We start from the raw sequence: 12,086 nt of genomic DNA on the forward strand, positions 1-12,086 counted from the left end.
TATAAATAAAAAAACCTGGAGTGCTAATTCACTACCAGGTTTTTTATTGTTTTGTCAGTTGTCAGTTGTCCTTTGTTTATTTACTAATGACCAATGACTAATGACTAATGACTAATTGACTACCGAATATACTCTTTGAGAACACTGTTACGATTTGGGTGGCGTAACTTGCGGAGTGCTTTCGCTTCAATTTGACGAATACGTTCGCGGGTGACGTTGAAAATCTGTCCGATTTCTTCAAGAGTCTTCATCCGACCATCATCCAAGCCGTAACGCAGTCTGAGCACATCGCGTTCACGAGGACTTAGACTATCGAGGACTTTTTCAAGGTCTTCGCGCAGAAGGTTTTTGGAAACTTGGTCTTCTGGCGTTTCACCATCGGATTCAATAAAATCGCCCAATCGAGAATCTTCTTCTTTACCAATGGGTGTTTCTAATGAAATGGGTAGCTGGGCAGATTTAGCAATAAATCGCAACTTCTCAATGGTCATTTCCATACGAGTGGCAATTTCTTCTTCAGTGGGTTTGCGACCCATTTCTTGAGATAGCAACTTGGTAGTTTTCTTAATCCGAGAGATGGTTTCGTAAAGGTGAACTGGAAGACGAATTGTGCGGGATTGGTCTGCGATCGCGCGGGTAATTGCTTGACGAATCCACCATGTAGCATAAGTGGAAAACTTATAACCTTTTTCGTGGTCAAACTTTTCAGCGGCACGAATCAAACCGAGACTGCCTTCCTGAATTAAGTCTTGGAACGACAAACCACGATTCATGTACTTCTTGGCAATTGAAACTACAAGACGGAGGTTAGATTGCACCATCTTGTCTTTCGCCCTACGACCAACATGGAGGCGATAACGAAAAGCTGGCAAAGGTAATTGTACTGCTTCTGCCCATTCACTATCTCTAGGATCGCGATCTAACTGTTCACAGAGTCTTTCTCGCACTCTCTCTAATTCCAGCAAATCAGCGATTTTCCGCGCCAATTCAATTTCTTCGTCTGCCCGCAACAGCCGAATTCTACCAATTTCTTGCAAGTAGAGCCGAATTGAATCTTCGGTATAGTGCTTCTTCTTGCTTTGTGTCCGACGACGCGATTTAGCGGCTTTTCCAGACTTTGCGTCGTCCTCATCAGACTGAGGCTCTAAAAATTCCTCGTCACCTTCATCGATGATCAGCAAGTCCTCTTCATCGTCTATTAAGAGTTCTTCTAACTCGAGCTCAGGCTGATTTATTATTTCTAGGTCAGGCTGATATATGCTTTCGAGTACGTTGTTAGCCTGGTTCATGCCGCGTTCCTCATGCTCCTTGCAGAATCAATTACTCAAGACAAGATGTGTTTACTGCTCTTTTAAACGAGCTATTCATTAACCGAAAATAAGATTTTTGGCAGATTTGCCAAAGATATTTTCGGACGTTTTACACCTCCGGTCGGAGGTTTTAAAACTAGTTTAAGCGATTACTAAAAGTGACTTGCTCATCTTAGTAAATGTTATGTGTGTTGCTATCACACACTGCTTTCAACTAACTGGTCAAAAAAAAGACTCGTCTTTATCAAAAAATTTGCCACTCTATACTAATGAGTTCAGATTGTTGGCAGATTTTCCTAGAAAGACTCTTCCGATTGTAGCCTGTTTCACAGAAATTGCACTCTTTTTGTGTATTAATCATGAACTTCTAAAGCAATTATTAGCCACTATTACCAAAAAGACATTAAAAACAGGAGTTATACCCTTAAATTTTTTTCCACTTTTCGGAATTGCAGTGACCCTCTTATTACATTACAAAGTAAGTACCTTTGCTTTTGCCGAGTTTCATGTGTTTTACACAACATTTATTACTTAGGAAGAGTGAATTTTATGTTAACTCAGACGATTCGCCTTAATCTACCCATTTTTACATTTCCTTCACAAATTACGCATTCCTTAGACTAAAGCGGTTCTTGACCTTGGGTAAATACAACAAGGGTGATGGTGTTTGCCTTAAAGCAGTTAACCTTCTGCGTACTAATTACCTTAACTGAGGAGTTGAGGCTGTGGCAGAATCGACCTGATAGAAGATCGATTTAGGTTTAACTAATTTGGTCTTATTCACACGTTAGCGCACTGTGGCGATTTCAGCCCTATGAAACTTGACAAACTTTTCTTATTGTATACAAGGATATTTTAATCAATACAAAAAGAATTTGTCCTGTGAACTCGCCGATATAGTCTTATTTAAGGCAAAAGTTCATTAGATACATCCGATACAATCGCGATCGCTAAGGCAGTACATGAAGATATTAACAAGTTTACTGCCAGATGATGTGCGCTTCCAGTAGGCATTACCTCGAACAAAGAGAATCCTGAAGATTGCCTGATGATTTGGTTACAAACTTAATTTACGTAAGTATGTTGTAAGCTTAAATACTTTTATTTCAGTATTTTTTTGTCATCTTATTATGAGAAATCCTCAAAATACTTATTAATTGCTGTTTGATAGATGAGATTCAGTTATTTTCTTAAAGCATAACAAATGTGTTTCTAGCTGGTGGACAAAATAAATCAGCCATTCAGTCCAAAGAGTATCATCTTAACTAAACTTCTATAAAGTTGGTAGTTTAGCTAACAGTAGAAGATTGAATTTTTGTAAAAGATTGACAATCAGCAAATTATATGGTTGATTGCTAACTGAAAAATTTAGAATTTTTGTAGTTATGTTGCTCTGACCAGAAATAAAAAGGTACAGAGCAAATAAATTTATTTATGGGGTTGGGAAATTTTTAACTTTTGAATGCGTGACTTTTGACTTCCCGGAAGGGGCTGACCTATCGTGGTGTTGGGGTGGTTTTTAGACTTGAGGGAAAATTAGGTGGCAGAAGTACCTGGTCAACTATATGAACAATGCCGTTGCTAGCTGGGATGTCTGGCTGAGTCACTTTAGCGTTGTTGACTGTGATTGAATTGCTGGCACGATCAACTGTGATTTGAACAGGACTACCTTCAATTGTTTTAACTTGTCCAGATGTCAATTGCTGGGAGGCAATTCCCCCAGGTATAACATGATACGCTAGAAGCTTGACTAATTGTTGTTTGTTTGCTGGCTGTAAGAGTTGATCTAAAGTAGTTTTTGGTAAAGCAGAGAAAGCGGCGTCAGTAGGTGCAAATATTGTGTAAGGGCCTGGTTTAGCAAGCTGTTCAGTTAAGCCTGCGGCTTGCACTGCTCGGATGAGGGTTTGAAACTGTCCCTGACTAGCTGCTGACTTTGCCAGTTCTGCTAAATTTTGGGTGGCAATAGTGGCAGTAGGAGTTGGCGTGACAGAAGGGACGGTTGCTGTAGGAGTTTCGGCAGGTTGAACGCAGGCAGACAGAGCAATCAAACTACTTATGCCAATAATATTGAACAATATTTCTACTATGCCTTTGCTCGCTTTCATAGCTTTGTCTAAAATCCAGTTAAATAAGGAATTATTGACAATATCTAATGAATTTATGGATATAGTCACTCATCTAACGACATAGTTTGTAGTCTGAAAAATATTAATACAAAGTATTTATATGTTTTGTAGTTTGACATCCTCCGAAAGAGGTAGCTTTTATAGCAGTTTTGGATATAAAAAAGGTAATGGGTGAAAACGTATTACCCATTACCAATGTCACAAATTATTGGAGTCGTGCTAAAGAATCGATATTAAATATCTAAATCGGTGAAGTTGAGTTTAGAACCATAGGTTTCAATGAATTCCCGTCTGGGAGCGACGCGATCGCCCATTAAAATTGTGAAGATGCGATCGGCTTCAGCAGCATCCTCAATTTCGACTTGCTTCATTTTGCGGGTTTCTGGGTTCATTGTGGTGTCCCAGAGTTGTTGTGGCATCATTTCACCCAAACCTTTGAAGCGTTGGATGGTGTAGTTAGCGTTAGCAGGAAATTTGGCGATCGCTTGATCTTTTTCGCGATCACTATAGCAGTACTCATGATTACGTCCCCGTTCTACTTTAAACAGGGGGGGACAAGCAATATAAATAAAGCCTTGTTCGATCAGCGATCGCTGATATCGATAAAAGAATGTTAACAACAAAGTCCGGATGTGCGCTCCATCTACGTCAGCATCCGTCATAATGACTATGCGGTGATAACGCAGTTGAGTAGAATCGAATTCATCACCTTTGACACCTAAACCGAGTGCTGTAATTAACGATTGAACTTCGTTATTTTTATAGATTTTAGCGTCGTCGGTTTTTTCAATGTTAAGAATTTTACCACGTAGAGGCAAGATTGCTTGAGTGCGGCGATCGCGTCCTTGTTTGGCACTCCCACCAGCTGAGTCCCCTTCCACGATGAATATTTCCGATTCGTTGGGATCGCGAGAACTGCAATCTGCTAATTTACCAGGTAATGGCGAAGATTCCAGTACGGATTTGCGCCGAACTAATTCCCGCGCATGACGCGCTGCTTCTGCGGCTTTGAAAGCTTGGATAGCTTTATCTAAAATTGAGTCTGCGATCGCAGGATGAAATTCTAAGTACTCCGTGAGGACTTCTCCTACTAAAGAATCAACAATGCCTCGAACTTCAGTGTTACCGAGTTTGGTCTTGGTTTGTCCTTCAAATTCTGGATCAGGGACTTTAACCGAAATTACCGCAGTCAAACCTTCGCGGACGTGTTCGCCACTGAGGTTAGGTTCATTCTCTTTAATTTTATTGCGCTTGCGAGCGATCGCATTTAATGTCCGAGTCAGAACTGCTTTCAACCCTTCTAAATGCGTACCACCATCTACTGTACGAATATTGTTAGCGAAACCTAGAATATTATCCGTGTAAGCATCAGTACACCATTGCAAAGAAACTTCCACTTGTACATTGTTCCGTTCTCCTTGCACATAGATAATTTCTTCATGCAGTGGCTGCTTCTCGCGGTTCATGTAAGCAACGTACTCTTTGATCCCACCTTTGTACTCGTAGGTTTCTACCTTGGATGTATCGCTTTTTAGTAGTTCTAAACGGTGGTCACTAAAGGTAATTTTGACACCTGCATTCAGATACGCCAATTCCCGTAGGCGACCTGATAAAGTGATGTAATCAAACTCAATGCTAGTTGTAAAGATTTGGGTATCTGGCTTGAAAGTGACAGAAGTTCCAGTTCTAGCTTCTTTGTAAGGCTTGACTTGCAGCTCACTAACTGGGACACCACGTTCATAGCGTTGGAGATGAACTTTTTTATCTCGCCAAACTGTAACTTCTACGACTTCAGATAGGGCATTAACAACAGAAATACCAACCCCGTGTAATCCTCCAGAAACTTTGTAGCCACCACCGCCAAACTTACCACCAGCGTGCAGTACCGTCATCACGGTTTCCAAAGCCGATTTTCCGGTGCGCGAGTGAGTATCGACGGGAATACCGCGACCATCATCTGTTACAGTCACCGAACCATCAGCGTTGATATCCACCTCTATATGAGTGCAATGACCCGCCAAAGCCTCATCGATTGAATTGTCCACCACCTCGTAAACTAAATGGTGGAGTCCTCGCGGCCCAGTGGTACCGATGTACATTCCTGGTCTTTTGCGGACGGCTTCCAGACCTTCCAGAACTTGAATCTGATCGGCACTGTAACTGCTCGTCATGTAAACTCTCCTGATGCGTGGGGTTGAAATCGCCTAAAGGCAAATAAAAGTAAAAACACTCCAAAATTTTAACACAAAAGCCTTGCTGGCGTCTGTAGGGCATTTTCAAGAGAAGTTTATACTGGGGTTGCACTACCGTGGAAGAGGGGCAGGGGAGGCAGAGGGGCAGGGGGCAGGGGGAGCAGGGGAAGTAGGGGAAGAATTTCTAAATCTTGACAAATGACTGATGACTAATGACTAATGACTAAATTAATTGTGATTTGTGGGGCGACGGCAACGGGTAAATCGGGTTTAGCTTTGGCTTTGGCAATGCGGTTCGGTTCTGTAATTCTCAGTGCTGATTCTCGTCAAGTTTATCGTGAGTTTGATATTGGGACGGCAAAACCAACTGTAGCTGAACAAAAATTGGTGCCACACTATTTAATAGATATCTGCAATCCAGCAGATATCATGACAGTAGCAGACTATCAGCAGCAAACACAAGCTTTAATTGCTTCTGTTGGTGTTACCCCACTGTTTTTAGTTGGTGGTACTGGTTTATATATCCGTTCCATTGTCCAAGGGATGAAAATTCCGAGAGTTGCACCACAGATGGAATTGCGATCGCAACTTGAATCTCTCGGTCAACCACAACTCTACGCCATGTTACAACAAGTTGACCCAGTTGCAGCACAAAAGATTCATGGCAATGATTCAGTGCGAACTTTAAGAGCCTTAGAGGTATATTATGTCACTGGTCATCCAATTTCAGAACAGCAAGGGGAGAATCCACCAAATTATCCGATTTTGCAAATTGGTTTAGATTGCGATATTGAAAAGTTGCTTGCTCGTATTCAACAGCGCACTGAGCAAATGATAGCAAATGGTTTGGTTGCTGAAGTGGAGTATCTTTGTCAAAAATATGGCGCTGATTTATCTTTGTTGAATACTTTAGGCTATCAAGAAATTAAGCAGTATTTGGCTGGGGACATTTCCTTAGATGAGGCGAAAGAATTAATAATTTTGCATACGCGACAATTTGCCAAGCGACAACGTACTTGGTTTCGAGCCTATCCACAAATTGAATGGTTTAATGCAGATGATCCTAATTTATTAGAGAAGGTTTGGTATCGGATAAATGAGTTTATAAGTTGTATAAGTTCGTGAGAATTCTAAACTCATGCAAAGACGCAAATAACTTTGCGCCCTTACAGTGAGTGTTCTACAAATTGTCAGGATCTACGCCCATAGCCCGTAGCCTATCTGCTAACAATTGGGTGCGTTGTTCTGCTTGTTCGGCACGTTGTTGTTCCTGTTCGGCGCGTTCATCTCCAGTCGATAAAACATTACCATCTTGGTAGCACCAGCGTAACCAAGTATCTTGTCTACCTTCAAATTTTCCTTGCCACAAAGTTACACCTAAACCAACTTGTTCTAACCAATTTTCTGAAGTTTCAAAGTAGCGCCTTCCTCTAAGTTCATAAACGCGTAGTAGTTTTTCTCCTAATTGTTGATTCTGGTCATATACAATGTAGTAACTAGCCCGCATTTGTTCATAAATTTTCAGCTTTTTGCCAAGTTCATCCCCTTCTTTATTAGAGACAATTTCTAGGACAACTTCTGGAGGTTTGCCAAAACGCCAAACCATATAACAACGATTTTGTTTTTCCCACCAATTTTCAGGAACTTGGACATCTAAGCTGAGAAAAACATCAGGTACAATTGCTGGTTGACCGTCTGTATGATAGATACCTACATTAGCTTCAGCTAAAAAAGTCTGCTGTTGTATGGAACTGTAAAGAGAGCTAACTAAAAGACGTTGTTGTTTGGCAGATGCAAAATTGTCCACAGGTGTATCATCTTCAGTGACTAGCTGGTTGGCATCTGGCACATAGTAATCATCATCATTGATTAGAACTTGCTGAACCATGATTTTATCCAGTATTTAAGAGCGTTATTTCTAGGTTAATTGATTGGGGATTGCAGAGTGCATTGATTCAATATTTTATACTTAAAAATTCTGAGGAGTAGTCATCAATGGAATCTTTTTCAGAACTTGTAAAGCTTTCTAGACTATTAAATGATTTCAGACAACCCTGGTTTGTAGCGGGTGGATGGGCGATAGACCTTTTTATAGGAGATGTAACTAGGGTACATAAAGATATAGAAATCGCAATATTTAGGAAAGACCAGAACAGCCTGCGAGAATATTTATTTGGCTGGGAATTTACCAAGGTTGTTAATGGAAAAATGGAGCCTTGGAATGAAGATGAATGGCTAGAGTTACCGATACATGAAATTCATGCTCATACTAAAAATAACTTATTCTCGGAACTAGAGATTCTCCTGGATGAGTCTTCACAGAGCGAGTGGAGGTTTCGTAGAAATCTTGATATTGCACGTCCATTATCAATGATTCGGTTATTTTCTGATATCGGTGTACCGTTCCTTGCTCCAGAGATTGTACTCTTATACAAAGCCAAGAATCCCAGGTCTAAGGACGAAGATGATTTTTATCGTGTATGCAGGTTACTTAATGAAGAGCGTCAAGTTTGGCTTAAGCAAGCAATAACACTGTGTCACCCCGGACATCATTGGCTTGCAGAAATTCATGCTAACTGAAGATGAGCGCGATCGCATTTACTCACTCTTAGCTGCTATTCTTGCAACAATAGTAATTACAGCTATACTAACCAGCCTGCAACATCTACCTTGAACTTTAAAAAACTATGCTTACCCAAGATAAAAAACAACGCAACTGGAAACCTATTCTCAAAGCATTCGAGGCTGTCCTTGGCAAAAATGGTGTGGTGCAACGCCGCGAAGAACTCATTACCTATGAATGCGATGGTTTGACTGGCTATCGCCAACGTCCGGCTGTGGTGGTGTTACCCAGAACTACAGAACAAGTTGCAGAAATTGTAAAAATATGCAACCAATATTCTATCCCCTTCATAGCACGCGGCTCTGGCACTGGTCTATCTGGTGGCGCTTTACCATTAGAAGATTCTGTTTTAATTGTCACTTCGTTAATGCGGCAAATCCTCAGCATTGATTTGGAAAATCAACGGACAGTTGTCCAACCAGGGGTGATTAATAGTTGGGTAACGCAGGCTGTTAGTGGTGCTGGTTTTTACTACGCTCCTGACCCTTCCAGTCAAATTATCTGCTCTATTGGAGGCAATATTGCCGAAAACTCTGGTGGCGTACACTGTCTTAAATACGGTGTTACTACTAACCACGTTTTAGGATTAAAAATTGTCACGCCGGAAGGGGAAATTATTGATTTAGGCGGACAAATCCCAGAAATGCCTGGTTATGATTTAACAGGTGTTTTTGTTGGTTCCGAAGGCACTTTAGGAATTGCCACAGAAATTACTTTGCGAATTCTCAAAAGTGCAGAATCAATTTGTGTGCTGTTGGCAGATTTTACTAGCATTGAAGCAGCTGGGGCAACTGTTTCTGATATCATCAGCGCCGGGATTATTCCTGGTGGTATGGAAATGATGGATAACTTCAGCATCAATGCTGTTGAAGATGTTGTAGCAACTAATTGTTATCCCCGCGATGCTACTGCCATTTTGCTAATAGAAATTGACGGTTTAGAAGTAGAAGTTGCAGGAAATAAGCAGCGAGTTATTGAAATTTGTAAAAAGAATGGGGCACGAAATGTCACTTCTGCTACTGACCCAGAAACTAGATTGAAATTATGGAAAGGACGCAAAGCCGCTTTTGCTGCGGCTGGGCATTTAAGCCCAGATTATTATGTACAAGATGGTGTAATTCCTCGGACTCAGTTGCCTTATGTTTTGCACGAAATTAAAACATTAAGTGAACAATACGGTTATCGAGTTGCTAATGTATTTCATGCTGGCGATGGCAATCTTCATCCGCTAATTCTTTATGATAATTCTGTGCATGGAGAATTAGAACAAGTAGAAGAAATGGGTGGAAAAATTCTTAAACTTTGTGTCCAAGTTGGTGGTAGTATTTCGGGTGAACATGGCATTGGTGCAGAGAAAAAGTGCTATATGCCACAGATGTTTAGCCAAGTTGATTTAGAAACTATGCAGTGGGTGCGGCAAGTTTTTAATCCTAAAGGGTTAGCAAATCCTGAGAAGATATTCCCTACACCACGAACTTGTGGTGAAGCAGCAAATGCATCGGTACTCAAGCAATTTGAAGGTGTGGAAAGATTTTAAGAAGTTAGGAGTTAGGAGTACAGACGCGATTAATCGCGTCTGTACAAAAATTAAGAGTTTGGAGTCATAATTTATCAGGTTTTAGTATACGTTAAGTATATTTATAACCAAGATTGGCTCTGCATTATTGCTACTATTCTGAGTTCTGAGTTCTGACTCCTGAATTCTGAATCATCATTCCTTTACATCATCCGGAGGATTACAACTTTATTTTGTAGTTATATATATTCCGATCGCACTAGGTAACGCTTACAAATGAATCGGGTTGCTCGCCGTTATGTTTCTTACTTACTGTGTTTGGGATTAGTAGCCACCTTGACAGTTTTTTCGCTCTTTTCAGTCTCTTCAGTGCCAGTTTATTCCCAAAACATAAGTCCTTTAACTACAGAAATTCGCGGCGTTTGGCTCACTAATGTTGCTAGTGGTATACTATTTGTTCCTTGGGGTATTAACCGTGCTATAAACCAATTATCGGCTCTTAACTTTAATACAATTTATCCTGTAGTTTGGAATCGAGGACATACTTTTTATAAAAGTGCTGTAGCTAAAATGACTACAGGTTCGGAAACTCAACCTTTGCTCAACTTCATGCACGGGGGACAGGATGTTTTAGCCAAAATAGTAACACTTGCCAAAAATAAAGATTTGAGAGTCGTCCCCTGGTTTGAATACGGGTTTATGACGCCGCATTATTCACAATTAGCAAGGCGTTATCCCGACTGGTTGACAATTGGGCAAGAAGGTGTAAAGTCTACTCAAGATGCTCCACCAGAAGAAATCGATAATGTTTTGGTAAGTAAGGTGGCTTGGTTAAATCCCTTACATCCGCAAGTTCAAGAGTTTATCCAAGGGCTAATTTTGGAAGTAGTCAAAGATTACGATGTGGATGGTATTCAGCTTGACGATCATTTTGGGATGCCGGTACAGTTTGGCTACGATCGCTTCACTATTGAACTCTACCAGCAAGAGCATCAAGGCAAAAGTCCCCCAACTGATCCTTTTAACTCAGAATGGATGCGGTGGCGAGCAGATAAAATTACTGATTTTATGGCAGAAATCTATCAAGCTGTCAAGGCAGTAAAACCTAAAGTTAGAATATCTCTGTCTCCTAACTATCAAGCTTTTGCCTACAAATACTATTTGCAAGACTGGGAAAATTGGGTAAAAAAAGGTTTAGTTAATGAGTTAATTTTACAGGTATATCGAAATGACAAAAATTCTTTTATCGCGCAACTAGAACAATCATCCATAAAATTGGCTCAAAGTCTAATTCCTGTAGGTATTGGTATATCAACAGGAACGGTGCGTAATCCTGTGAAAATGGCACAAATTAGAGAACAAGTTCAGGTTGTACGCGATCGCAATTTTGATGGTATCTCCTTTTTCTACTGGGAGAGTCTCTGGGGTTACATTGTACCGGAATCACCCCAACAGCGACGCAAAGCTTTTTTTGATCTGTTTAATGCTAAAACTGTCAGACTATTACAACCAAAGAAACTTTAATGCCATTCGCGCCGGAAAATACTAGATTTAGCTTTCTATTGCTGTGGACTTTCGCTACTTTTGGCGGTTTTTTATTGAGTTTACTATTTATCGAAGTCGGCGATAAACCAGATATTGGGGTAGTAGAGGCGGCTATCGGCGGATTTGCGATCGCACTTCCTCAAGGTTGTCTTCTCAAAGAACCTATCTATTGTATCAGGTGGATTTTGTCAAGTCTTTTGGGTTGGAGTATCATCACCGCGATCGGTATTGGTGCGGTGGGTTGGATAGTACCTAGTACTCAGATTTTCCCTGCAAGAATCCTGTCTGGGGCGATTTATGGGGCGCTTGGCGGCTTGGGGATTGGATTGGCACAATTATTAGCAATTCCCCACCATAACGCGTGGCGATGGATATTTGTCTCTTCGGCAAGTTGGGCTGTTGCTGTCCCCATAGGTTCTGTTGTCGGGATGATTTTACACCGCCTGATGCAGTTATTTTTAGGCGAAGTCATGGGATTAGCTATTACTTGGCTGCTGGTTGGTATCCTCACCGGAATAAATGCTCATAAATTGCGATTGTAAATCCTCCCATTCCCTATTGCCTATATTAAGAATTATAAATTTAATTGATGTATACTGAAGTTTGCACTTAAGTATATGCAAAAATCTGGAAAAACTGTTAAAAATCAACTTCAATAAGTTTGCCCAACCTGCAAATGTATTTTTGCCTTCAAAAAGCAGGATTTGTTAAGCTGACTTTTATTAGCTTTCCTAGATTTCTGACAAGAAGTAGAGAAAGATCCAAATCTCGATG

9 protein-coding genes are annotated in these 12,086 nt (G+C 40.7%); 5 read left to right on the top strand and 4 right to left on the bottom strand.

Annotation, left to right across the window (positions count from 1 at the left end):
* Positions 1-119: 119 nt before the first annotated feature.
* The 3 genes from rpoD to gyrB form a co-directional block, all read right to left on the bottom strand.
* Positions 120-1,289 carry an RNA polymerase sigma factor RpoD gene (gene rpoD, locus RMY00_RS14400; protein WP_069073375.1) on the bottom strand — a complete coding sequence of 390 codons (1,170 nt, stop codon included), beginning with the start codon at positions 1,287-1,289 and terminating at the stop codon, positions 120-122.
* Positions 1,290-2,806: 1,517 nt separating this feature from the next.
* On the bottom strand, positions 2,807-3,415 hold the full coding sequence (locus RMY00_RS14405) for a fasciclin domain-containing protein (RefSeq protein ID WP_322648189.1): 609 nt from the start codon (positions 3,413-3,415) through the stop codon (positions 2,807-2,809).
* A 254-nt stretch (positions 3,416-3,669) separates the two neighbouring features.
* The gene (gyrB, locus tag RMY00_RS14410; RefSeq protein ID WP_322648190.1) at positions 3,670-5,607 is read right to left on the bottom strand and encodes a DNA topoisomerase (ATP-hydrolyzing) subunit B; all 1,938 of its coding nucleotides are present in this window, start codon (positions 5,605-5,607) and stop codon (positions 3,670-3,672) included.
* A gap of 240 nt (positions 5,608-5,847) precedes the next feature.
* Between gyrB and miaA the strand changes: the two genes are divergently transcribed.
* Entirely contained in the window at positions 5,848-6,753 is a 906-nt protein-coding gene (gene miaA / locus RMY00_RS14415) for a tRNA (adenosine(37)-N6)-dimethylallyltransferase MiaA (protein WP_322648191.1), read from the top strand.
* Between the two features lie 55 nt (positions 6,754-6,808).
* On the opposite strand, the gene RMY00_RS14420 is transcribed toward miaA, so the two are convergent.
* Complete coding sequence (locus tag RMY00_RS14420; protein ID WP_322648192.1) at positions 6,809-7,516, bottom strand: Uma2 family endonuclease; 708 nt, start codon at positions 7,514-7,516, stop codon at positions 6,809-6,811.
* Positions 7,517-7,623: 107 nt separating this feature from the next.
* Between RMY00_RS14420 and RMY00_RS14425 the strand changes: the two genes are divergently transcribed.
* The 4 genes from RMY00_RS14425 to RMY00_RS14440 all read left to right on the top strand — a co-directional run bounded on the left by RMY00_RS14425 (position 7,624) and on the right by RMY00_RS14440 (position 11,854).
* On the top strand, positions 7,624-8,208 hold the full coding sequence (locus RMY00_RS14425) for a nucleotidyltransferase domain-containing protein (protein ID WP_322648193.1): 585 nt from the start codon (positions 7,624-7,626) through the stop codon (positions 8,206-8,208).
* A 107-nt stretch (positions 8,209-8,315) separates the two neighbouring features.
* Positions 8,316-9,788, top strand: a complete 1,473-nt coding sequence (gene glcD, locus RMY00_RS14430) for a glycolate oxidase subunit GlcD (RefSeq protein ID WP_322648194.1) — start codon at positions 8,316-8,318, stop codon at positions 9,786-9,788.
* 255 nt (positions 9,789-10,043) lie between these two features.
* Positions 10,044-11,291 (top strand): glycoside hydrolase family 10 protein, encoded by a 1,248-nt coding sequence (locus RMY00_RS14435; protein WP_322648195.1) that lies wholly within the window; start codon positions 10,044-10,046, stop codon positions 11,289-11,291.
* Positions 11,291-11,854 (top strand): hypothetical protein, encoded by a 564-nt coding sequence (locus tag RMY00_RS14440; protein WP_322648196.1) that lies wholly within the window; start codon positions 11,291-11,293, stop codon positions 11,852-11,854. The genes RMY00_RS14435 and RMY00_RS14440 overlap by 1 nt, the downstream gene beginning before the upstream one ends.
* Positions 11,855-12,086 lie beyond the last annotated feature (232 nt).

The organism is Nostoc sp. ChiVER01 (assembly GCF_034531155.1).
Lineage (GTDB): Bacteria > Cyanobacteriota > Cyanobacteriia > Cyanobacteriales > Nostocaceae > Nostoc.

Coding starts and splice junctions, on each gene's coding strand:
- rpoD (WP_069073375.1), bottom strand. CDS start 1,289: ATGAACCAGGCTAACAACGTACTCGAAAGCATATATCAGCCTGACCTA.
- RMY00_RS14405 (WP_322648189.1), bottom strand. CDS start 3,415: ATGAAAGCGAGCAAAGGCATAGTAGAAATATTGTTCAATATTATTGGC.
- gyrB (WP_322648190.1), bottom strand. CDS start 5,607: ATGACGAGCAGTTACAGTGCCGATCAGATTCAAGTTCTGGAAGGTCTG.
- miaA (WP_322648191.1), top strand. CDS start 5,848: ATGACTAAATTAATTGTGATTTGTGGGGCGACGGCAACGGGTAAATCG.
- RMY00_RS14420 (WP_322648192.1), bottom strand. CDS start 7,516: ATGGTTCAGCAAGTTCTAATCAATGATGATGATTACTATGTGCCAGAT.
- RMY00_RS14425 (WP_322648193.1), top strand. CDS start 7,624: ATGGAATCTTTTTCAGAACTTGTAAAGCTTTCTAGACTATTAAATGAT.
- glcD (WP_322648194.1), top strand. CDS start 8,316: ATGCTTACCCAAGATAAAAAACAACGCAACTGGAAACCTATTCTCAAA.
- RMY00_RS14435 (WP_322648195.1), top strand. CDS start 10,044: ATGAATCGGGTTGCTCGCCGTTATGTTTCTTACTTACTGTGTTTGGGA.
- RMY00_RS14440 (WP_322648196.1), top strand. CDS start 11,291: ATGCCATTCGCGCCGGAAAATACTAGATTTAGCTTTCTATTGCTGTGG.